Origin of the sequence: Streptomyces sp. NPDC090442 (assembly GCF_044769405.1) — a bacterium.
Lineage (GTDB): Bacteria > Actinomycetota > Actinomycetes > Streptomycetales > Streptomycetaceae > Streptomyces.
In genome coordinates this window covers 17,382-38,497 of the sequence record NZ_JBIVXW010000049.1, presented here as the reverse complement: position 1 = coordinate 38,497, position 21,116 = coordinate 17,382, and the positions used below count along the sequence as shown (strand labels likewise).

The window sequence follows — 21,116 nt, the reverse complement described above, 5'->3', positions numbered from 1 at the left end:
ACGTGAAGGTCGGCATCCCCCGCGAGGTCAAGAACAACGAGTTCCGCGTGGCCATCACGCCCGCCGGAGTCCACGAGCTCGTCCGTAACGGCCACCAGGTGTTCATCGAGAAGGACGCCGGCCTCGGCTCGTCCATCCCGAACGAGGAGTACGTCTCCGCCGGTGCCTCCATCCTGGACACCGCCGACGAGGTGTGGGCCACCGCCGACCTGCTGTTGAAGGTCAAGGAGCCGATCGCGGAGGAGTACCACCGCCTCCGCAAGGACCAGACCCTCTTCACCTACCTGCACCTGGCCGCGTCCAAGGAGTGCACCGACGCCCTGCTCGCGTCCGGCACCACCGCGATCGCCTACGAGACGGTCGAGACCGCGAACCGCGCGCTGCCGCTGCTCGCCCCGATGTCCGAGGTCGCGGGCCGCATCGCCCCGCAGGTCGGCGCCTACCACCTGATGCGCCAGGCCGGCGGCCGCGGCGTGCTGCCCGGCGGCGTCCCCGGCGTCCAGGCCGGCAAGGCCGTCGTCATCGGCGGTGGCGTCTCCGGTTGGAACGCCGTCCAGATCGCGGTGGGCCTCGGCTTCCACGTCACCCTGCTCGACAAGGACATCAACAAGCTCCGCGAGGCCGACAAGATCTTCGGCACCAAGGTGCAGACGATCGTCTCCAACGCCTACGAGCTGGAGAAGGCCGTCGTCGAGGCCGACCTCGTCGTCGGCGCGGTCCTGATCCCGGGCGCCAAGGCCCCGAAGCTGGTCACCAACGAGCTGGTCGCCAAGATGAAGCCCGGCAGTGTCCTTGTCGACATCGCGATCGACCAGGGCGGTTGCTTCGAGGACTCCAAGCCGACCACCCACGCCGAGCCGACCTTCCCGGTTCACAACTCGGTCTTCTACTGCGTCGCCAACATGCCCGGCGCGGTGCCCAACACCTCCACCTACGCGCTCACCAACGCGACGCTGCCCTACATCGTCGAGCTGGCGAACCGCGGTTGGGCCGAGGCGCTGCGCCGCGACCCGGCGCTGGCCAAGGGTCTGAACACCCACGACGGCAAGGTCGTCTACCCCGAGGTCGCCCAGGCCCACGGCCTGGAGTTCGTGGAGCTGCGCACCCTTCTCGGCTGACGACGGCGTCAACCGCACGCGTCAAACGCCGCGCAACCGGCCGGGCCTTGTCGACAGGGCCCGGCCGGTCGCATGTGCGACGTGCCCCGAGAGCGACTTCCGGCGTCCGACTCCCAACTCGCCGTGAACGTAGCCCTTTAACCGATTCGCGTACGCCCAAAACATCCGTCTCGGACGCTGCGCGCTCTTGACATCGAGGGGTTCCGTTACCGACACATCGGGCCGGGTCCGGCGGATTGTGTTGCTGCGGACGCCCGACACGCCATAGAGTCGCCAACCGTCGGCATGGTGCCACGCTGACCTATCGATAAGTTTCCTGGTCACATCCAAGGAGGTAAGACGACTTGTGAATGAGTCGACATTTACTCCCGGAGGTGGTCGGCCAGGAGCGGTTGCACGGGGCCAGGGTCCCTCGGGGCGCGAGGCTGTCGGCTCCGTAGCGGTCCACACCTCCGCAGCCCAAGAGAGCACTTCCACGACAGCCCACCAGAGCATGGACGGCCAACACGTGAACGGCATGGCCGGCGACCGGGGCAGTGGAGAGCCCACCCGTCTCGCCGACTACGACGACCTGCCCGAGGGGCACTTCTACGACCCGGACGCCGAGTACGAGCCGGACCCCGAATACGCGGCGACGCTCGCGCCGGACGCGGCGCGCCAGCGGCGCGAGCGGGTCGGCCCGACCGGGCGCCCGCTCCCGTACTTCCCCATCCCGGGGCCGCTGTCGGACCACGGTCCGGCGAAGATCATCGCGATGTGCAACCAGAAGGGCGGGGTCGGCAAGACCACCTCGACCATCAACCTGGGCGCCGCACTCGCGGAATACGGCCGCCGGGTGCTGCTCGTCGACTTCGACCCGCAGGGTGCCTTGTCGGTCGGACTCGGCGTCAACCCGATGGAACTGGATCTGACGGTCTACAACCTGCTCATGGAGCGGGGCATGTCGGCCGACGAGGTCCTGCTCAAGACCGCGGTCCCCAACATGGACCTGCTGCCCAGCAATATCGATTTGTCAGCGGCAGAGGTGCAGTTGGTCAGCGAGGTCGCCCGTGAGTCGACCCTGCAGCGGGCGCTGAAGCCCCTGCTGTCCGACTACGACTACATCGTCATCGACTGCCAGCCCTCGCTCGGCCTGCTGACCGTCAACGCCCTGACGGCCGCTCACAAGGTCATCGTGCCGCTGGAGTGCGAGTTCTTCGCGCTGCGCGGGGTCGCGCTGCTGACCGAGACGATCGAGAAGGTCCAGGAGCGGCTCAACCCCGACCTGGAGCTGGACGGCATCCTGGCGACGATGTACGACTCCCGTACCGTGCACAGCCGCGAGGTGCTGGCGCGCGTCGTCGAGGCGTTCGACGACCACGTCTACCACACCGTCATCGGCCGTACGGTCCGCTTCCCGGAGACCACCGTCGCCGGCGAACCGATCACCACCTACGCCTCCAACTCCGTGGGGGCCGCGGCCTATCGTCAGCTCGCCAGGGAGGTGCTCGCCCGGTGTCACGCCGAGTGAGTCTGCCCGGAGCCGACGAACTGTTCCGCACCACCGGGGGAGTGGGCCTTCAGTCGTCCGCTCCCCGTCGTGCGACCGGCGGCGAGGACGCCCGGGTGCCCGCGCCGGCCGGCGAGTCGGACCCGGCGCCGAACGCCCCCGAGGAGGCCCAGGCGGGCCGCCGGCGGTCCCGGAACGGCTCGGAGGCCGAGGCGCCGGCGGCCGGTGACGGTGGCTCAGGCGCGGCGCGCTCCGCGCCCGCCGCGGCGCCGGCCGAACACGGCGGCCGCGAACCGGAGTCGGAGGCCGCCGCGGGGCACCGGACGTCGGGTGGGCGGGCGGCCCGCGCCGAGCGGGAGGCCGCGGCGACGGCCGGTGCGTCGGGCCGTCGACGGTCGCGCGGCGTCAACCGCCGCCCCAGCGGCCGGGAACGGCACGACGAGAAGATCACCGTCTATGTCTCCGCCGAGGAGCTCATGGACCTCGAACACGCCCGCCTGGTGCTGCGCGGCGAGCACGGCCTGGCGGTCGACCGCGGCCGGATCGTCCGTGAGGCGGTGGCCGTGGTCCTCGCCGACCTGGAGTCGCGCGGGGACGCCAGCATCCTGGTGCGGCGGCTCCGCGGCCGCTAGGGCGCTTCTGACGGACCTCCGCGGCGTCGGAGGTCCGTCAGAAGCGTTCTAGGGCCTGTCCGGTGGGCCGTGGCCGGGGCCTGACCCGCCGGACGGGCCCCAGCGCCCCGGGAGTCGTGCCGGATCCGTCCGACACGCCCTGGAGGCCGGTCGCCGGCGCGCGGCGGGATAGCCTGCCGTCCCGGCGGGGCCTCCCGTCCGTGACCAACCCGCCGCCTCGCGCGGACCGCAGCACCCTGGACCGCCATGCCGACGACCGACGACGACCCCGCCGCCCCGCGCCGCACCCGCCGCGCCCTCGGGCAGGGGCCGGGAACCCTCCAGGAGGCGGCACCCGAGGCCCCCGCAGAAGCGCGAGCGGACGTGCGGGGGGACGGAGAGTCGGCCGCGCCGGCGGAGGCCGCCGAGGCGGCCGTGCGCGGGGGCGTGGACGGCCCGGGGGAGGCTTCCGGGAGCGGGAGCCCGGACGTGGCGGCGGAGGCGCTCACGGGCGGCCAGGACGGCCCCGAGGGTCGGGACGGGCCGGACAGCCCGGACGGCAGGGGCGGTCAGGACGGCCGGTTCACGCTGCGGTTGGACAACTTCGAGGGGCCCTTCGACCTCCTGCTCCAGTTGATCTCCCGGCACAAGTTGGACGTCACCGAGGTCGCGCTGTCCAAGGTGACCGACGAGTTCATGGCCCACATCCGGGCCATGGGGCCGGACTGGGACCTCGACCAGACCACCGAGTTCCTGGTCGTCGCGGCCACCCTGCTCGACCTCAAGGCGGCCCGGCTGCTGCCCGCCGCCGAAGTGGAGGACGAGGCCGACCTCGCCCTCCTGGAGGCCCGGGACCTGCTGTTCGCCAGGTTGCTGCAGTACCGCGCCTACAAACAGATCGCGGACATCTTCAGCGGCCGGCTGGCCGAGGAGACGCGCTGCCATCCCCGCACCGTCGGGTTGGAGCCGCACCACGCGGAGCTGCTCCCCGAGGTCGTGATCAGCATCGGGGCGGAGGGGTTCGCCCGGCTCGCGGTCAAGGCGATGCAGCCCAGGGCGAAGCCGCAGGTCTACGTCGACCACATCCACGCGCCGCTGGTCAGCGTCCGGGAGCAGGCCGAGGTGGTGATGGCGCAGTTGCGCGCGCTGGGCGAGGCCGGCTTCCAGGAACTGATCGCCGACGCCCCGGACACCCTCACCGTCGTCGCGCGCTTCCTGGCCCTGCTGGAGCTCTACCGGGAGCGGGCGGTCGCCCTGGAGCAGGAGGAGGCGCTGGGGGCGTTGACGGTTCGCTGGACGGGCGAGGAGGGGGCTTCCCCCCGGGTTACCGACGAGTTCGACCGGCAACCGGACGGGCCGACCGACGAGGCCGGCAAGGCCGCCGCGGGCGGCGAGGACGCGGACGGCGACGCGGACCCGGTGGGCCGCGCGCGGAGCGAAGAGCAGCGGAAGGAGCCGGCGTGAGCGGCGCGGCGTACGACATCACCGAGCGGGAGCCGGGCGACGGGCGGTCGGAGCCGGAGCGGCCGGCCGGCGCGCTGGGCGTGGCCGACCTGGAGCTGAAGCCCGCGCTGGAGGCCGTCCTCATGGTCGTCGACGAGCCGGCGACCGAGGAGCACCTGGCGCGGGTCCTCCAGCGGTCCCGCCGGGCCGTCGCGCTGGCGCTGCGCGAGCTGTCCGACGACTACACCCGCCAGGGCCGCGGCTTCGACCTGCGGCTGGTGGCCGGCGGCTGGCGGTTCTACTCCAGGGCGGCCTACGCGGACGCCGTGGAGAGCTTCGTCCTGGACGGCCAGCAGGCCCGGCTCACCCAGGCCGCATTGGAGACTCTGGCCGTGGTCGCGTACCGTCAGCCGGTCAGCCGTTCCCGCGTCTCGGCCGTCCGCGGAGTCAACTGCGACGGCGTGATGCGCACGCTCCTCCAGCGCGGCCTGGTGGAGGAGGCGGGGACGGAACCTGAAACAGGTGCGATCCTGTACAGGACGACGAACTACTTTCTGGAGCGGATGGGCCTGCGCGGCCTGGACGAGCTCCCTGAGCTCGCACCGTTCCTCCCGGAGGCGGACGCGGTCGAGGGCGACTCCCCGGAAGGTATCCCGTCGTTCGACGTAGACGACAGCGGCGACTCTCAGACGGATCATTGATGCGAAGCAGCGGCAGGAACAGCAGGGGCAGCAGCGGCGGCGGCAGGGGCAACTACCGCGGCGCCGGCAACAATCGGGACGAGAAGCAGCAGCGCGCCGGCCGTCCCCGTCCCGAGGAGCGCCGCTACGACGTGGGCGGTTCCGGGGGCGGCGACGAGCGCCGGGGCAAGTCCGGTGCCCGGGGCGCGGCGGCCCGCGGCGGCGCCAAGGGAGGCCCCCGTACGGGCGGCGCGCCCCAGGGCGGGCGCCCGGGTGGCCAGGGTGGTCAGCAGCGCGGCCGGGGCCAGTCGCCGGCGCGGTCCCGCGAGTACGACGCCAAGATCGAGGAGCGCAACCGCGCCCGCTACGACAAGCCGTCGGTCAAGACCCCCAAGACCTTCGGCGAGCAGGAGGGCGAGCGGCTCCAGAAGGTGCTGGCCAGGGCCGGTATGGGCTCTCGGCGTGCCTGTGAGGAGCTGATCGACCAGGCGCGGGTCGAGGTCAACGGCAAGGTCGTCATGGAGCAGGGCGTCCGGGTCGATCCGGAGAAGGACGAGATCAAGGTGGACGGCCTGACGGTCGCCACCCAGTCGTACCTCTTCTTCGCGCTGAACAAGCCCGCCGGCGTGGTCTCCACGATGGAGGACCCCGACGGGCGCCAGTGCCTGGGCGACTACGTGACCAACCGGGAGACCCGGCTGTTCCACGTCGGGCGGTTGGACACCGAGACCGAGGGCATCATCCTGCTCACCAACCACGGCGAGCTGGCCCACCGCCTGACGCACCCGCGGTACGGCGTCACCAAGACCTACCTGGCGGCCATCCAGGGCCCGCTCCCGCGCGACCTGGGCAAGCGGCTCAAGGACGGCATCCCGCTGGAGGACGGCTACGCCCGCGCCGACCACTTCCGGGTCGTGGAGAACACCGGCAAGAACTACCTCGTCGAGGTCAGCCTCCACGAGGGCCGCAAGCACATCGTGCGCCGGATGCTCGCGGAGGCCGGCTTCCCGGTGGAGAAGCTGGTCCGCACGCACTTCGGTCCGATCGCGCTGGGCGACCAGAAGTCGGGCTGGCTGCGCCGGATGACCAACACCGAGGTCGGGATGCTGATGCGGGAGGTCGACCTCTAGCCGACACGGCTTGCGGGCGTCGCCCACCACCCCTTAACGTCACCGTGACGATTAAGGGGTGGTTTTCTCATGGGGGCTTCCATGGCGGCATCGTCCGCGGCGACCGGTTCACTTCTCGGGCTGGCGCTCGGGGACGCGCTCGGCTTCCCGACCGAGTTCAAGGACGTGCCGGCGATCGCCGCCGCGTACGGGCCGTGGCGGGAGCTGGGGCTGCCCACGCCGGCCCTGGTCACCGACGACACGCAGATGACGCTGGCGCTGGGGCGGGGGCTGCGCACCGCCCTGGAGCGCGGCGCGCTGACCGCCGGCACCCTGGAGGCGCCGGTCCGCCGGGAGTACGTGACCTGGTGGCGGTCCCCGGAGAACAACCGCGCGCCGGGCGGGACGTGCCTGCGCGCCTGCGCACTGCTCGCCGACCCGCGCCTGCCGTGGGCCGACGCCAGCCAGATCGGCTCCAAGGGGTGCGGCGCCAACATGCGGGTGGCGCCCCTGGGCCTGGTGCCGAGGCTGACCGCGCAGCAGCGGTCCGGCGCGGCCCAGTTCCAGTCCGCGCTGACCCACGGGCACCCCACCGCGCTCGCCGCCAGCGACCTCACCGCGTACGCGGTCCGCGTCCTCGTCGACGGTGCGCGCCCCGCCGAACTGCCGGGCCTGCTGAGGGCGTACGCGCACGCCCAGCGCACCCTTTACCGCGAGGACTGGCTCGGCGACCTGTGGCGGCGCTCCCAGGCACCCTCCCCGACGGCCTTCGCGGCCCGCGGCTGGGACGACTGCCTGGCCGTCCTGGACCGGCTGGACGCCGCACTGGCCGCCCCGGACCGGGAGGCCGACCCGTGCCTGGCCACCGGTGCCGGCTGGATCGCCGAGGAGGCCCTGGCCACCGGCCTGCTGTGCTACCTGCTCTTCCCCGACGAGCCGGACACCGCGCTGCGCCGCGCCGCCTGCACCTCCGGCGACTCCGACTCGATCGCCTGCCTCGCCGGTGCCTTCGCCGGTGCCCGGCTCGGCGCCGACGCCTGGCCGCGCGACTGGACCGACCGCATCGAGTACCGCGAGGAACTCCTGGCCCTCGGGGCGGCCTGGGACGCCTGAGCGGTGCGGCTCCGTCCGCCGCGGCGGACGGAGCCGGTGCCGGCCGTCGGACGCCCGGAGCTCCGGGCACGGTTGTCGGTGGCGCTGGTTACGCTGAGCAGTGCGTACGCGGACGTGTGCGCGGACGCACGACGCAGGGGAGCTGAGGACGTGGCGGTACGGGCCGTGCGCGGGGCCGTCCAGCTGGAGCGGGACGACGCGGAGCACATGCGGGAGCGGGTCGGCGAGCTGCTCACCGCGATATTGGAGCGCAACGGGCTGGCGCCGGACGACCTGATCAGCGTGTGGTTCACCGCCACCCCCGACCTGCACAGCGACTTCCCGGCCGCCGCCGCCCGGGCCCTGGGGATCACGGACGTCCCGCTGATCTGCGCCCAGGAGTTGACGGTGGCCGGCGCCATGGAGCGGGTGGTGCGGGTGCTGGCGCACGTCGAGACCGGGCTGGCCAAGGCCGACGTCGCCCATGTCTACCTCGGCGCGGCCGCGGCCCTGAGGAAGGACATCGCCCAGTGAGGACCGCACTCGTCATCGGAACGGGCCTGATCGGCACCTCGGTCGCCCTCGCGCTCAGCGCCCGCGGCGTCCAGGTCCACCTGGAGGACCACGACCACGCCCAGGCCCTGACGGCCGCCGCGCTCGGCGCCGGCACCGCCGAGCCGCCCCCCGGCCCGGTCGACCTGGTCGTCGTGGCGGTGCCGCCGGCGCACGTCGCGCAGGGGCTCGCCGGGGCGATCCGGCGCGGCGCGGCCCGGGCGTACATCGACGTCGCCAGCGTCAAGGGCGGCCCGCGCCGCGAGCTGGAGGCCCTCGGCTGCGACCTGTCCGGCTACCTCGGCACGCACCCGATGGCCGGCAAGGAGCGCTCCGGCCCGCTGGCCGCGACGGCCGACCTCTTCGAGGGCCGCCCCTGGGTGCTCACCCCGTCGCCCGGCGGCGACACCGAGGTGCTCAACCTCGCCCTGGAGCTGGTCGCGCTCTGCCGGGCCGTCCCGGTGGTGATGGACGCCGATGCCCACGACCGCGCCGTCGCCCTGGTCTCGCACACCCCGCAGCTCGTCTCCAGCCTCGTCGCGGCCCGGCTGAAGGGCGCCGACGAGACCGCCGTCCGCCTCTGCGGCCAGGGCATCCGCGATGTGACGCGGATCGCCGCCTCCGACCCGGCCATGTGGATCGACATCCTCTCCGCCAACCCCGGCCCGGTCGCCGACGTCCTCACCGAGGTCGCGGCCGACCTGGACGCCACGGTCCAGTCGCTGCGCGCCCTGGAGTCCGCCGACGACGGCAAGCGCGGCACCGGCGCCGGCGGCATCGAGGACGTCCTGCGCCGCGGCAACGCCGGCCGCGAGCGGGTCCCCGGCAAGCACGGCGCCGCCCCGGCCAGCTACGAGGTCGTCGCCGTCTACATCGGCGACCAGCCCGGCGAGCTGGCCCGGATCTTCGCCGACGCCGGCCGCGTGGGGGTCAACATCGAGGACGTCCGCATCGAGCACGCCACCGGTCAGCAGGCCGGCTTCATCCAGCTCATGGTCGAGCCGCAGGCCGTCCCGGTGCTGACCGCGGAGCTGCGGGAGCGGGGGTGGTCGATCCGTCAGTGACACCGTGGACGGCGCGCTGTGGCCGAGACAGTAACCTTGTCCGAGGCCCCAGGTCCCGTTGCCGAACTCCCACCCGCCGGTCGTAGCCGGTCCGCCCCGCGTGCGGACGGCGGGAGCGCGACGACGAGACCCGGCGCCCTGGACCGCGCCCCGTGTATCAAGAAAGGTGTTCGTCACCGTGGAAACCGCCGATCGGACCGCCCAGGCTGCAGTGATTGTTGCCATCGACGGCCCCGCAGGCACGGGCAAGTCCAGCACGTCCAAGGCCGTCGCCGGAAAGCTGGGCCTGGGCTACCTCGACACCGGCGCGCAGTACCGCGCGATCACCTGGTGGATGCTGGCCAACGGCATCGACGTCAACGACCCGGCCGCGGTGGCCGACGCCTGCGCCAAGCCCGTGATCGTCTCCGGCACGGACCCGGCGGGGCCGACCATCACCGTCGACGGCACGGACGCCGCCGGCCCGATCCGCAGCGCGGAGGTCACCGCCGCGGTCAGCGCGGTCAGCGCGGTCCCCGAGGTGCGCACCGCGATCACCGAGCTCCAGCGCTCCATCGCCGGCGGGGCGCCGCACGGCATCGTCGTCGAGGGCCGGGACATCGGCATAACGGCCCTGCCCGACGCCGACCTCAAGATCTTCCTCACCGCCTCCCCGGAGGCGCGGGCGGCCCGGCGCAACGGCGAGATCAAGGGCCAGGGCCCGCAGCTCGCGTCCGACCTGGCCGCCACCCGTGAGGCGCTGATCAAGCGGGACGCCGCGGACTCCTCCCGCAAGACCTCGCCGCTGGCCAAGGCCGACGACGCCGTCGAGGTCGACACCACCGACCTGACGCTGGATCAGGTCATCGAATGCGTGGTCACCCTCATCGAGGGCGTCCGCGCCGAGAAGGCGGGGCGAGACATCCGGTGACCGACGGCGGCAAGACGCCGAGCCCCCGCGGGGCCGCGATCGGCCGGCGGATCGGCATCGGGCTGATGTACGGCCTGTGGAAGCCGCGGGTGCTGGGCGCCTGGCGGGTGCCGGCCAGCGGCCCGGTGATCCTCGCCGTCAACCACTCCCACGGCGTCGACGGCCCGATGGTGATGGGCACCGCGCCCCGACCGGTGCACTTCCTGATCAAGAAGGAAGCCTTCATGGGCCCGTTGGACCCGTTCCTGCGGGGCATCGGGCAGGTGAAGGTCGATCGCCAGAGCGCCGACCGCAAGGCGATCACCGATGCGCTCGGGGTGCTGGCCGCCGGCGGCGTGCTGGGCATCTTCCCCGAAGGCACCCGCGGCGAGGGCGACTTCGCGTCGCTGCGCGCCGGGCTCGCGTACTTCGCGGTGCGCTCCGGCGCCCCCGTCGTCCCGGTGGCGGTGCTCGGCAGCACCGGCCGCCCCAGCCGGCTCACCCCGGCCGTGCCGCGGCTGCGCGGCCGCGTCGACGTCGTCTTCGGCGACGCCTTCGACGCGGGTGACGGCAGCGGGCGGCGCACCCGTAAGGCGCTGGACGAGGCGACCGTACGGATCCAGGAGCGGCTGACCGCCCACCTGGCACAGGCCCGGCGCCTTACCGGGCGCTGACCCACACTTGAGCAGTGGGCCCTTTCGCGAGCGGCCCACCGACCACATGGATGAACGAGGAACGGACTTCATGAACGAGCAGATCCCCACCGGCGACGAGCACGGTGCGCTTGGCGACGCCGAGTACGCGGAGTTCATGGAGCTCGCCGCGGAAGAGGGCTTCGACCTGGAGGAGGTCGAGGGCGACATCGCCGCTGCCGGCCACGGCCCGCTGCCGGTCCTCGCCGTCGTCGGCCGCCCCAACGTCGGCAAGTCGACGCTGGTGAACCGCATCATCGGGCGCCGCGAGGCGGTCGTCGAGGACCGGCCGGGCGTCACCCGCGACCGGGTCACCTACGAGGCCGACTGGAACGGCCGCCGTTTCAAGGTCGTCGACACCGGCGGCTGGGAGCAGGACGTGCTCGGCATCGACGCGTCCGTGGCGATGCAGGCCGAGTTCGCCATCGAGGCCGCCGACGCGGTGGTCTTCGTGGTGGACGCCAAGGTCGGCGCCACCGACACCGACGAGGCCGTGGTCAAGCTGCTGCGCCGCGCCGGCAAGCCGGTCGTCCTGGTCGCCAACAAGGTCGACGGCCAGTCCGGCGAGGCCGACGCGGCCATGCTGTGGTCGCTGGGCCTCGGCGAGCCCCACCCGGTCTCCGCGCTGCACGGCCGCGGCACCGGCGACATGCTCGACGCCGCGCTGGACGCGCTCCCCGAGGCGCCCGCGCAGACCTTCGGTGCCGCCGTCGGCGGCCCCCGCCGGATCGCGCTGATCGGCCGCCCGAACGTCGGCAAGTCGTCGCTGCTCAACAAGGTCGCCGGCGAGGAGCGGGTGGTGGTCAACGAGATGGCCGGCACCACCCGCGACCCGGTCGACGAGCTGATCGAACTGGGCGGCAAGACCTGGAAGTTCGTGGACACCGCCGGCATCCGCCGCCGGGTGCACCTCCAGGAGGGCGCCGACTACTACGCCTCGCTGCGCACCGCGGCGGCCGTGGAGAAGGCCGAGGTCGCGGTCGTCCTGATCGACTCCGCGGAGTCCATCAGCGTGCAGGACCAGCGGATCATCACGATGGCCGTCGAGGCCGGTCGGGCCCTGGTCATCGCCTACAACAAGTGGGACACCCTCGACGAGGAGCGCCGCTTCTACCTGGAGCGGGAGATCGAGCGGGACCTCGTCCAGGTGCCGTGGGCGATGCGGGTCAACGTCTCCGCGCGCACCGGTCGCCACATGGAAAAGCTGGTCCCGGCGATCGAGACCGCGCTGTCCGGCTGGGAGACCCGGATCCCCACCGGGCGGCTGAACGCCTTCCTCGGTGAGATCGTGGCCTCCCACCCGCACCCCATCCGCGGCGGCAAGCAGCCCCGGATCCTCTTCGGCACCCAGGCCGGCACCAAGCCGCCGCGCTTCGTGCTCTTCGCCTCGGGCTTCCTGGAGGCCGGCTACCGCCGCTTCGTCGAGCGACGGCTGCGCGAGGAGTTCGGCTTCGAGGGCACGCCGATCCACATCTCGGTGCGGGTGCGCGAGAAGCGCGGCACCAACAAGGGCAAGAAGAAGTAACCGGGCGCGCGTCGGCCGCGGTTCGGGCCGGCGGCGTCAGTGACCGCCGGGCGGCCGCGGTGCCTCCCGGGGCCCCGGTGGCAACGCCGCCGGAAGCTGGCCCCGGGGCCGGAACGGCTGCCGGCCCACCACCTCCCACTGCCCCGGTGACGCCGTCGCAGGGCGCCAGTTCCCGCCGCGCAGCGACTCCGGCACCTCGGGCTCGTCCGTGCGGTCCCCGGGCAGCGCCCGGAAGGCGCGGCGGTACTCGGCGTACAGCTCGTCGTAGATGGGCGTGCCCCCGCCACGGTCCGCGCGGAGCGGCCCCCCGTGGTCGCGGGCCGGGCGCATGCCGGGGATGGGGTGGGGGTACGGGGCGCGAGGGGCGGGGTCGTATGCGTGCACGTAGGTGCCAACGACCCCACTGCCGGCGGGATGCGGCTTTCGAGAGGAAATGGCTGATCGCGGGTGCAATCCCGCCACATCGGGCGGTCCTGCTCCCGCGATCGGGCGCGGAGCGTCAGGTTCCGGCCAGCGGCATCGACCCGGCGACCAACAGGCCCTTGGCGGCGGCCTGTTCCAACGCCTGGCGCATCAGGTCCTCGCGCGGCTGGTGGCCGATGGTGCCCGAGGGCGCGGCGTACATGAGCACGGTCCGCTCCTTGTTGGCCGCGGTGCGCCAGCCGTCCGAGACGGCCAGCGGCTGATGGGCCTGCCACCAGGCGGACTGGGTGCCGTTGGTGCCCGGCTGGAGCACGGCGTGCAGCTTGCCCATGGCCAGCAGCGCGGACCAGCCCTCCAGCGGGGCGGGGCGGTCGTTCACGTCCCGCACGGGGGCGAAGCCGTGCTCCAGGAGCAGCGGCAGGAAGTCGTCGTTCAGGCTGGTCGAACCGGGGCGGGCGATCGGGCCGTTGGGCTCGACCACGAGGGCGGGGTGCAGCTCCTCCTTGACCAGCACCAGGCCGCAGGTGATGCCGAGGGTGGCCTGACGGTCGCTGGTGGGGATCGGGGCCCCCGGGGCGGGCGCGGCGTCCGAGCCGGTGATGGAGCGCACGGCCCCGCGGAGCTGGTCCTCGGCCACGGGGACGACCTGCGAGGGGATGCAGGTGGCATGGGCGAACGCGAGCACCGCGGTCTCCTCGCCGACGAACAGGACGGTGCTGGTCCGCTCCTGCTCGCTGTTGCCGGGCGTCCGGCAGGAAGTGCAGTCGTAGCTGCCGGGGGCGTCTTCCCCGGCCAGCAGCCGGTCGGCTTCTGCATCGCCGATCTCGGCGCGAACGTCGTCGCTGACGTCGAGCATGCGCGGCACGGGTGGCTCCTCGATCTTCATGAGCGGCTGCCGGGTGGTCTCCCGGCTCGTACAAGGACAACGGGCGACCTCCTGCAGAGTCACGCGCGGGCGCGAACAGAATCGAACCACGCGTCGCACGGCGGAGAATCGGCGAGAAGTCGTCATCCGGCCGGTCACGCACCGCCAATTTCTGCGCAGAACACGGCGCAGGTGGCCGCGTTTTGTACACCGGACGGGGTGCGGTCGGACCCCGCGAGGGCGCGGCGCGCGGGGGCCCGGCGGACCGCTGCCTACCGTCACCGGCTATGTCGGACAACTCTTCGGCGCCGCGGCGCCGCGTGGAATCCGTCGGGTTGCTCGTCGCGGCGGCCGCAGCCCTGCTCCTGTGCCTGCCCGGCGGCGCGGTCGCCGACGGGGCGCCGGGCGGCGACGACGACGGCGGTGGGGACGGCGGCCGGCCGTCGTACGCCTGCGCCGACGACCAGTGGCCCTGGGGCTGCCTCGCCGAGTGTGAGAGCAGCGGTGACTGGCACATCAACACCGGCAACAGCTATTACGGGGGCCTGCAGTTCTGGCAGCCCACCTGGGAGAGGTACGGCGGCCTCAAGTACGCCCGGCGCGCCGATCTCGCCACCCGGGACGAGCAGATCGAGATCGCCAAGCGGGTCCAGGCCGACCAGGGTTGGGGCGCCTGGCCCACGTGCGCCCGGCGTTACGGCCTGCTCGGCGACCGGGTCTACGCCGTCCAGCGCGGTGACACCCTCTCCAAGATCGCGCGCCGCCACCACGTCAAGGGCGGCTGGCACGGACTGTACGAGGCCAACCGGGACGCCGTCGGGGAGTACCCGGACGACCTGTCGGTCGGCGTCCGGCTGAAGCTGCGCTGACCTGCGCGCCGGCGCCGCCCCCGCGAGAGTTCCCGCACCGTCATACCGATGCCCTAACTATTTCGGCACGACTTGGCCAATACCCCCAACCCCGAAGGCCACTTCGCAGTCTTACCCTTCAACAGCCGGACACCGGACGCCCGTAGGGCGGACGTCCGGGAAGCGGGGGGACCAGGACGAGCGAGGGACCAGGGGATACGGGGACGGATGCACATCTCATTCCTGATTCACCACGCCTACGGCAGCGGGGAGACGGTGCGGGCGACCTTCAGCCTGGCGGACGCGCTCGCCGAACGGCACGACGTCGAGATCGTCTCCGTCCTGAGACACCGCGACGCCCCGGCGCTCGACCTCGGCCCCAAGGTGGCGCTCCGGCACCTGGTGGACCTCCGGGAGCACGGCCGGTCCGGCGACCGGATGGCGCCGGCGCACGCCCGGCCCGCCAAGGTGTTCCCGACCGCCGAGCCCGCCTCCCGCCAGTACAGCGAGCTCACCGACCAACGGATCGCCCAGTACCTGCGGCGGACCGAGGCCGACGTGGTGGTCGGTACCCGGCCCGGCCTGACCGTGCACGTCGCCCGGCAGACCCGCCGGGGGCCGCTCCGGGTCGGTCAGGAACCGCTCTGTCTGGCCGCGCACAGCCGGGAGTTGCGGCTGGCGCTGCGCGGCGCCTATCCGCGGCTGGACGGGCTGGTCACCGCCACGGAGGCGGACGCCCGGGCCCATCTGCGCCGCTTGCGGCTGCCCGGGGTGACCGTCAGCGCGGTGCCCCGCGCGGTCCCCGCACCGCGGCTGGCGCCGGCCGACGGCACCGGCCGATGGGTGATGGCCGCCGGCGGGCTGACCCGCACCAAGCGCTTCGACGTGCTCGTCCGGGCGTTCGCCGCGGTGGTCGCCCGACGCCCGGACTGGCGGCTGCGGATCTACGGCGGCGGGCCCGAGAAGCCCGCGCTGCGCGCCCTGATCGACGAACTCGGTCTCTACAACCACGTCTTCCTCATGGGCCCGGCCGGCCCGTTGGAGAGCGAGTGGGCCAAGGGCGCGCTCGCCGTGGACTCCTCCGGCCGGGAACCGCTCGGGACGGCGCTGGCCGAGGCGATGCGCTGTGGGCTGCCGGCCATCGCCACCGACTGCCCCTACGGGCCGGGCGAGATCGTCGCGGACGGGACCACCGGCCGGGTGGTGCCGGTCGGGCAACCCGCCGCGCTGGCCGCCGCGCTGCTGGAGCTGATCGGCGACGACGCCGCCCGGACGCGGATGGGCGCCGCCGCGCTCGCCTCGTCCGCCCGCTTCGATCCGGCGGAGGTCGCCGAGCGGCACGCCGCGCTCTTCGCCGAGCTGATCGCCCGGCGCCGCGGCAGCGGGCTGCGCGGCTCCCTGCACCGCGCCCGGGGGACCCTCATCGGGGGCGCCTACGCCACCAAGTACGCCGCCGCGCACGCGGCCCGCGCCGCGGTGAGAGGGGTGCGGACGGCATGAACTCCCCGACGCAGTCACCCGTGACCGGGCCCGGAGCGGCGAAGCGCCCGCGGCGTACCGCGGCGACGGGAGGAGGGGCGCCGGTGCCCGTGGACCTGAAGGCCGACTGCATCGCGGACTCCGCGGGCGGCCTCACCTTCGACCTGAACGTCCCGCAGGACGCCGGGACATCCTGGAGCGCGGCCCTGGTGCTGCGGCTGCGCGCGGCCGACCCCGGCACCGTCGAGACCGCGGCCGACGACGAGGTGCGGCTGCCGCTCGGGCCGAACGGGCCCGGCCGGCTGCGCGCCGTGCTGCCCAGCACCGTCGCGCTGGCCGAGGGCCGTTGGCACGCCTACGCCGACCTCGGCGACGGCGCCGACCCGCGCCGGCTGCTGCCCGGCGTCAACGACCTGCGGTCCCTGGTGGACCGCCGCCCGCTGGCCGGCATCGGCCGGCTCGGCGTGCGCATCCCCTACGCCACCAAGCTGGGCAACCTCGCGCTGCGCAGTTGGCTGCGCGGGCCGCACGCGGAGGCCGGCGACATCCTCGTCGCCCCCGAGGGCATCACCGTCATCGGCCGCCTGTACGGGGCGAGTCCGACGGCCGGCGCCCAGGCCGAGGCCCGGCCCCGCCGGCCCGGTCCGGCCCCGGTCGTCGCCGTCCCGTTGGTCGAAGAGGGACCGCTCTTCCGCTTCACCCTCCCGTACGCGGAGCTGGTCGCCCACTGGCGGCACGGCAGCGAGCCCTGGGACCTGTGGCTGCGCCCGGCGGAGGGCGCCCCGCCGGTCCGGATCGCCCGCCTCCTGGACGACGTCCCGGAGAAGGAGCAGGTGTTCAGCTACCCGACGCGCCCGGTGCCGGCACCGGGCGGCGAGCTCCGGATCGGCCCGTACTACACGCTCGACAACGACCTGGCCGTACGGGTCAGCGGTCCGAACGAGCCGGAGTAGGGCTGCTCCGCCCCTGAGCCGCCGGACGGGCCCCAGGGCGGGCCCATGGCACGGGAGACGGACCAAGTGGCGTTGTGGGTCGGGGAGTTGGCCCGGCGCGCGGGGGTGGCGGTCCGGGCCGTGCGGCACTACGCGGACGCCGGGCTGCTGCCGGAGGCCGGCCGCGGCGCCGGCGGGCACCGTCGTCACGGGGCGGACGCCGTGGACCGGCCGCACCGGATCCGGGACCTGCGCGCCGTCGGGATGCCGCTGGCCGCGATGGCCGGGGCGCTCGCCGACGACGGCTCCCTGGAGCGGGCCCTGGCCGCCCAACCGGCCACCGTCGGCGGGCAGCTCACCGCGGTGCGCTGGCGGGAGGCCGCCCCGCGCGCCCTCACCGCCGCCGCCGACGACCGCCGTCCGGAGCCGCTGCGGCTGCTCGGCGGCCTGCCGCAACCGCCCACCGGCGACGCCCTGGTGCGCTGCCGGCACCGCCAACTGCCCCGCGCGCCGACGGCCGCGCTGCGCACCGCCGTCGTCGACGCCGCGGTGCCCGCGCTGCCGCCGGGTGCGCGCGGCCGACGCCCTGCCGGGCGCGACCGACCCGGTGGCGCTCTCCACGGGCCTGGCCGAGGCGTACGCGCTCGCCGGCGTGGATCTGGCCGCCGGACGCCGTCCCGCGGCTGCGGGCGTACCGGCGGCACGTCGCCGAGGTGACCGACGCGACGGCCCCGCCGACGGGAGCCGCCCATGACTGGCTGGTCGCGGCCCTCGGCGACGCCCGGGGAACGGGAGCCTGAGCGGGCTCCTGCGCGGGCGACTGAACGGCGCGCGGGCCAAGCGGCGTTGGCTGCTGCCGTGGGCCCCGAGGGGTCCGGTGGCTCGGGGACCCCGCGTGCCCGCGCGGGTCCGTGGTGCCGAAGGCGGGCGGGAGTTGGCGGGAGGTCGGCCGGGCGCTCTCGGGCGATGTGCGCGAAATGTGTGTGGAATGTGTCTCGTTGGTCAATTCGGGGGCGGCCGGAAAAGGACGTCGGGTAAGGGGAATCCCGGGGTGTTGCGCGATTAATTCCGGTGGGCTGCCCGGCGTTGTCCGATACGCCGGCACACCCTTCCGTTGCTGATCAAGGGGGAATTCCGGCCGCTTTGTTTTGGGCCCGTTCGCGGTGCTGTACGGCGGGTAACGGGAAGCGCCGCCCGGTCAATCGGAGGGGGGTTCGCTGTGACAGAAGCGTGACCAATGGCCGGGCGGGAAGTCGTGGCGGGACGCGGGGGCGGGCCTTCCGCGCGCCTCCGCGGGAGCCTACGGTGGCTGACATGGCACCCGAACCGAACCTTCCCGGCGAGACCCCCGATGTGCAGGACGACCCCGAGGCGTACGTCGGCCTCGACCGAGAGGCCGCCGAGGAGCTGGCCCGGGCCCGGGGGTGGTCCACCGTCCGGGCGGTCCCGCCGGGCGCGATGCTGACCATGGAGTACCTCGTCGGCCGGATCAACTTCGAGGTCAAGGACGGGGCGGTGGCGCGCGCCTGGCAGGGCTGACGGCCCGTCGGCGCGGCGCCCGCGGCCCGGCCGGCAGCAACACGACGAAGGCCCCGGTCGCTCCTGGACGGAGCGGCCGGGGCCTTCGTGCGGGCGGGCGGGGTGCGTACCGGGTCCGCGCCGCGGGGGTCAGCCGCCGTTGCGGGGGCGGCCGGGGGTCGGGCCGAACGGGGTGGTGCCGCGCGGGAAGCGGTCCGCGTGCGGCGGCCGACGGGATCCGGCCGGGGTGACCGGGCTGCGCTCGGCGCGCGAGGTGTGCGGGCGCGGCGGGTGGTGCGGCCAGCCCTCGGGGGCATGGGCGGCGCGGCTCCCGGTGGTCGCACCGACCGCCTCGCGCACCAGGACGTCGCCGTCCGCGGCGATCCGCTGCCGGGAGACCTCGGGCGCCAGCACGCCGGCCGGCAGCGGGCCGCGCAGCGAGTCCGGGCGCAGCCGCAGCCACAGCCGGAGCAGGATGCCCATCAGCCGGTCCTCGACCCAGGTGATGCCGGGCTCCAGCCACGGCATCGCCAGCAGCACCAGCAGGCCCGCGGCCCAGCCCAGCATGACGTCGCTGACCCAGTGCGTACCGAGGTAGACGGTGGTCATGCCGACGCCCAGCGCGCCCAGCGCGGCGATCACCGACAGGATGCGGCGGCGCAGCGAGGTGGTGGCGAGGTAGGCCAGCACGCCCCAGGTGACCACGGCGTTGGCCGTGTGGCCGGAGGGGAATATGTCGCCGCCGAGCCACATCTCGTTGGAGCCGACCACCGTCGCGTAGTGCGGGCCGAGGCGGCCCATCCCCAGCTTGGCGGCGCCGACGGTGATGTTCAGCAGCAGCAGCGAGGCGCCGAGCACCAGCAGCGGGTGGAGGTTGCGCTGCCGCCAGCAGCGCCAGCCCAGCCACGCCGCCACCGCCAGCGCCGTCGGACCGCGCTGCCCCAGCACGACGAAGTAGTCGAGGAAGGCGTGGTACTCCGGCCACTGCTTGTACGGCCGGAAGAACATCAACTGCCAGTCGATGGTGACCAGGGAGGTGTTGGCGAGCACCCCCGCGACGATCGCCGCATACACCGCCAGCGTGCCCCAGAGCAGCCACAGGCGGGTCCGGGTCATGCGCGGCGGTTTGACGCGATCGGTCGGGAGGTGCTCCTCCATCTGGTCGAGCTTGTCATCGGTACGCACTCAAACGACGTTACCGCGTGTGATGTATGCGCTTGGTCAAACCGTGCGCTTTGTAATGACGATGTGATGTGGAATGGGTCTCAATCCGGGCCGGCTTCCCGGGATTTCGAAGAGAATTACCCGGCTATCTGATTCCCTTCCGGCCAACCGGGTGTCGCTCGCATAGGCGCTTATCTGTTTTTCGGCGGCGGAGTTTATCCGTCATTCGCACGGGTGTCGCGGCGTGTTTTCTTCGGGGCGGCGATTACGGAGCGGGATCTTCCGGTCACGGCGGGCCCGAGCCGTTGAGCCAGAAGGCGCCGTAGAGCGCGGAGCCGACCGCCACGACGCCGATGACCAGCCACGACCGGACGGGACGCCACCGGGCCAGGCCGGTCGCGAGGGGTAGCAGCAGCGGGAAGGCCGGCATCATCAGCCGCGGCTTCGACCCGAAGTAGCCCTTGGCGGTGAGCGCGATCAGCAGTACCAGCCCGCCGTAGACCGCCAGCGGCAGCGGCTGGCCCTTCCGCACCCCGTGCACGTACAGCCAGATCACCAGGGCCACGCCGATCAGCAGGCCGAGGCCGGCGGCGAACGCGGGCCCGGTCAACTGGTGCCAGACGAAGGTGCCGAAGGCGATGCCACCGTCGAAGCCGTTGTGCCAGCCGGCCTGGACGTCCAGGTAGCCGGCGAGCGAGCCCTGTCGGGCGGCGACCCACAGGACGTAGCCGCACCAGCCGAGGGGGGCCAGCGCGACGCCGAGCAGCATCCGGCGGTGCCGGCCGCGGAGCAGGGCGCGCCATCGGGTCCCGCCGGCCCGCTCGTTGGCGACCGTCACCGCCGCGGTGATCCACACGGCGGCGACCACCGCGGCGCCGATCGGCCGGGTCAGTCCGGCCAGTGACGCCAGCGCGCCCGCCCACACCCAGCGCCCGGTGAGCACGCAGTAGACGCCCCAGGCCGCGAGCGCGGTGAACAGCGACTCCGAGTACGCCATCGACTGGACGATCCCGACCGGCAGCGCGGCCCACAGCGCGGCCAGCAGCACCCCGGCCCGGGGGCCGTGCAGCCGCTCCCCGGTGGCGTACAGCGCCCAGGCCGCGGCCAGCGACGACAGCCAGGCCACCGCCATCCCGGCGTCCGCCGCGGAGAGCGGGGTGAGTGCCGAGACGCCCCGCTCCAGCCAGGGCAGCAACGGGAAGAACGCCAGGTTGGAGTGGACGTCGCCGTTGGCGAGATGGACGGCGTAGCCGTAGCCCTGCTCGGCGACCCGGGTGTACCAGAGGGAGTCCCAGCGGGCGGTCAGCAGGGTGTGCCAGCTCTTGCCGTTCGCCGCCGACCAGACCATCAGTACGGCCAGGCCCAGCAGCCGGATCGCCGCGAAGGCCGTGAGGCCGGGGACGGCGCGGCGCAGCGCGGCACGGACGGCGGGTGGGCACAGGGCCCGGCCGGGTGCGGCGGTGGAGGCGAGATCGTTCATCCGGACGATTATCCAGGTGATGTCGGGGGCACCCGATGGGGTCGGTCCGGGGCAACGTCAAGGCTGCGACGAGCGTCTCACCGTGAGGTGGGCCACGCGGGCCGTGGAGGGACTCGCGTAGTCTGACGTCTCAACTCGCCCGT

The 21,116-nt window shown here is 73.7% G+C and carries 21 protein-coding genes; 17 read left to right on the top strand and 4 right to left on the bottom strand.

Annotated features, from left to right (window positions below):
- Nucleotides 1-2 precede the first annotated feature (2 nt).
- The 12 genes from ald (at nucleotide 3) to der (ending at nucleotide 12,264) form a co-directional block, all read left to right on the top strand.
- On the top strand, nucleotides 3-1,118 hold the full coding sequence (gene ald, locus ACIQU6_RS29515) for an alanine dehydrogenase (protein ID WP_403484764.1): 1,116 nt from the start codon (nucleotides 3-5) through the stop codon (nucleotides 1,116-1,118).
- Between the two features lie 493 nt (nucleotides 1,119-1,611).
- Nucleotides 1,612-2,628, top strand: a complete 1,017-nt coding sequence (locus ACIQU6_RS29510; RefSeq protein WP_383415741.1) for a ParA family protein — start codon at nucleotides 1,612-1,614, stop codon at nucleotides 2,626-2,628.
- Nucleotides 2,613-3,239: a hypothetical protein gene (locus ACIQU6_RS29505; protein WP_403484740.1), complete on the top strand. Its 627-nt coding sequence runs from the start codon at nucleotides 2,613-2,615 to the stop codon at nucleotides 3,237-3,239. Before ACIQU6_RS29510 ends, ACIQU6_RS29505 begins: the two co-directional genes overlap by 16 nt.
- Before the next feature lie 246 nt (nucleotides 3,240-3,485).
- Nucleotides 3,486-4,682 (top strand): segregation and condensation protein A, encoded by a 1,197-nt coding sequence (locus ACIQU6_RS29500; protein WP_403484739.1) that lies wholly within the window; start codon nucleotides 3,486-3,488, stop codon nucleotides 4,680-4,682.
- The gene (gene scpB / locus ACIQU6_RS29495; RefSeq protein ID WP_403484738.1) at nucleotides 4,679-5,362 is read left to right on the top strand and encodes an SMC-Scp complex subunit ScpB; all 684 of its coding nucleotides are present in this window, start codon (nucleotides 4,679-4,681) and stop codon (nucleotides 5,360-5,362) included. Before ACIQU6_RS29500 ends, scpB begins: the two co-directional genes overlap by 4 nt.
- Nucleotides 5,362-6,471 (top strand): pseudouridine synthase, encoded by a 1,110-nt coding sequence (locus ACIQU6_RS29490; RefSeq protein ID WP_403484737.1) that lies wholly within the window; start codon nucleotides 5,362-5,364, stop codon nucleotides 6,469-6,471. The genes scpB and ACIQU6_RS29490 overlap by 1 nt, the downstream gene beginning before the upstream one ends.
- Nucleotides 6,472-6,552: 81 nt before the next feature.
- Nucleotides 6,553-7,563 (top strand): ADP-ribosylglycohydrolase family protein, encoded by a 1,011-nt coding sequence (locus tag ACIQU6_RS29485; protein WP_403484736.1) that lies wholly within the window; start codon nucleotides 6,553-6,555, stop codon nucleotides 7,561-7,563.
- A 150-nt stretch (nucleotides 7,564-7,713) separates the two neighbouring features.
- The gene (gene aroH, locus ACIQU6_RS29480) at nucleotides 7,714-8,076 is read left to right on the top strand and encodes a chorismate mutase (RefSeq protein ID WP_403484735.1); all 363 of its coding nucleotides are present in this window, start codon (nucleotides 7,714-7,716) and stop codon (nucleotides 8,074-8,076) included.
- Entirely contained in the window at nucleotides 8,073-9,158 is a 1,086-nt protein-coding gene (locus tag ACIQU6_RS29475; RefSeq protein WP_403484734.1) for a prephenate dehydrogenase, read from the top strand. Before aroH ends, ACIQU6_RS29475 begins: the two co-directional genes overlap by 4 nt.
- Before the next feature lie 166 nt (nucleotides 9,159-9,324).
- Nucleotides 9,325-10,068, top strand: coding sequence for a (d)CMP kinase (gene cmk / locus ACIQU6_RS29470; protein ID WP_403484733.1), 744 nt, complete (start codon nucleotides 9,325-9,327; stop codon nucleotides 10,066-10,068).
- A complete protein-coding gene (locus tag ACIQU6_RS29465; RefSeq protein ID WP_403484732.1) occupies nucleotides 10,065-10,721 on the top strand; it encodes a lysophospholipid acyltransferase family protein in 657 nt (218 codons plus the stop codon). Before cmk ends, ACIQU6_RS29465 begins: the two co-directional genes overlap by 4 nt.
- Before the next feature lie 70 nt (nucleotides 10,722-10,791).
- Nucleotides 10,792-12,264: a ribosome biogenesis GTPase Der gene (gene der / locus ACIQU6_RS29460; RefSeq protein WP_403484731.1), complete on the top strand. Its 1,473-nt coding sequence runs from the start codon at nucleotides 10,792-10,794 to the stop codon at nucleotides 12,262-12,264.
- 36 nt (nucleotides 12,265-12,300) lie between these two features.
- Here der and ACIQU6_RS29455 read toward each other — a convergent pair whose 3' ends face one another.
- A complete protein-coding gene (locus ACIQU6_RS29455) occupies nucleotides 12,301-12,594 on the bottom strand; it encodes a hypothetical protein (RefSeq protein WP_403484730.1) in 294 nt (97 codons plus the stop codon).
- Nucleotides 12,595-12,763: 169 nt separating this feature from the next.
- Nucleotides 12,764-13,552, bottom strand: coding sequence for a hypothetical protein (locus ACIQU6_RS29450; RefSeq protein WP_403484763.1), 789 nt, complete (start codon nucleotides 13,550-13,552; stop codon nucleotides 12,764-12,766).
- Between the two features lie 287 nt (nucleotides 13,553-13,839).
- Here ACIQU6_RS29450 and ACIQU6_RS29445 point away from each other — a divergent pair, with 287 nt between their 5' ends.
- The 5 genes from ACIQU6_RS29445 (at nucleotide 13,840) to ACIQU6_RS29425 (ending at nucleotide 18,350) form a co-directional block, all read left to right on the top strand.
- Nucleotides 13,840-14,421 carry a transglycosylase family protein gene (locus tag ACIQU6_RS29445; RefSeq protein ID WP_403484729.1) on the top strand — a complete coding sequence of 194 codons (582 nt, stop codon included), beginning with the start codon at nucleotides 13,840-13,842 and terminating at the stop codon, nucleotides 14,419-14,421.
- Between the two features lie 207 nt (nucleotides 14,422-14,628).
- Complete coding sequence (locus tag ACIQU6_RS29440) at nucleotides 14,629-15,900, top strand: glycosyltransferase (protein WP_403484728.1); 1,272 nt, start codon at nucleotides 14,629-14,631, stop codon at nucleotides 15,898-15,900.
- Nucleotides 15,901-15,983: 83 nt separating this feature from the next.
- Nucleotides 15,984-16,832 carry a hypothetical protein gene (locus ACIQU6_RS29435; protein ID WP_403484727.1) on the top strand — a complete coding sequence of 283 codons (849 nt, stop codon included), beginning with the start codon at nucleotides 15,984-15,986 and terminating at the stop codon, nucleotides 16,830-16,832.
- 45 nt (nucleotides 16,833-16,877) lie between these two features.
- Nucleotides 16,878-17,528: a MerR family DNA-binding transcriptional regulator gene (locus ACIQU6_RS29430; RefSeq protein ID WP_403484726.1), complete on the top strand. Its 651-nt coding sequence runs from the start codon at nucleotides 16,878-16,880 to the stop codon at nucleotides 17,526-17,528.
- Between the two features lie 597 nt (nucleotides 17,529-18,125).
- A complete protein-coding gene (locus ACIQU6_RS29425; RefSeq protein ID WP_403484725.1) occupies nucleotides 18,126-18,350 on the top strand; it encodes an I78 family peptidase inhibitor in 225 nt (74 codons plus the stop codon).
- A gap of 129 nt (nucleotides 18,351-18,479) precedes the next feature.
- Here ACIQU6_RS29425 and ACIQU6_RS29420 read toward each other — a convergent pair whose 3' ends face one another.
- Both ACIQU6_RS29420 and ACIQU6_RS29415 read right to left on the bottom strand, forming a co-directional pair.
- On the bottom strand, nucleotides 18,480-19,514 hold the full coding sequence (locus ACIQU6_RS29420) for a phosphatase PAP2 family protein (protein ID WP_403484724.1): 1,035 nt from the start codon (nucleotides 19,512-19,514) through the stop codon (nucleotides 18,480-18,482).
- A gap of 265 nt (nucleotides 19,515-19,779) precedes the next feature.
- Nucleotides 19,780-20,973 carry a hypothetical protein gene (locus tag ACIQU6_RS29415; protein ID WP_403484723.1) on the bottom strand — a complete coding sequence of 398 codons (1,194 nt, stop codon included), beginning with the start codon at nucleotides 20,971-20,973 and terminating at the stop codon, nucleotides 19,780-19,782.
- Nucleotides 20,974-21,116 lie beyond the last annotated feature (143 nt).

Coding starts and splice junctions, on each gene's coding strand:
- ACIQU6_RS29510 (WP_383415741.1), top strand. CDS start 1,612: ATGGACGGCCAACACGTGAACGGCATGGCCGGCGACCGGGGCAGTGGA.
- ACIQU6_RS29500 (WP_403484739.1), top strand. CDS start 3,486: ATGCCGACGACCGACGACGACCCCGCCGCCCCGCGCCGCACCCGCCGC.
- ACIQU6_RS29490 (WP_403484737.1), top strand. CDS start 5,362: ATGCGAAGCAGCGGCAGGAACAGCAGGGGCAGCAGCGGCGGCGGCAGG.
- ACIQU6_RS29485 (WP_403484736.1), top strand. CDS start 6,553: ATGGCGGCATCGTCCGCGGCGACCGGTTCACTTCTCGGGCTGGCGCTC.
- der (WP_403484731.1), top strand. CDS start 10,792: ATGAACGAGCAGATCCCCACCGGCGACGAGCACGGTGCGCTTGGCGAC.
- ACIQU6_RS29455 (WP_403484730.1), bottom strand. CDS start 12,594: ATGCGCCCGGCCCGCGACCACGGGGGGCCGCTCCGCGCGGACCGTGGC.
- ACIQU6_RS29445 (WP_403484729.1), top strand. CDS start 13,840: ATGTCGGACAACTCTTCGGCGCCGCGGCGCCGCGTGGAATCCGTCGGG.
- ACIQU6_RS29440 (WP_403484728.1), top strand. CDS start 14,629: ATGCACATCTCATTCCTGATTCACCACGCCTACGGCAGCGGGGAGACG.
- ACIQU6_RS29430 (WP_403484726.1), top strand. CDS start 16,878: ATGGCACGGGAGACGGACCAAGTGGCGTTGTGGGTCGGGGAGTTGGCC.
- ACIQU6_RS29425 (WP_403484725.1), top strand. CDS start 18,126: ATGGCACCCGAACCGAACCTTCCCGGCGAGACCCCCGATGTGCAGGAC.
- ACIQU6_RS29415 (WP_403484723.1), bottom strand. CDS start 20,973: ATGAACGATCTCGCCTCCACCGCCGCACCCGGCCGGGCCCTGTGCCCA.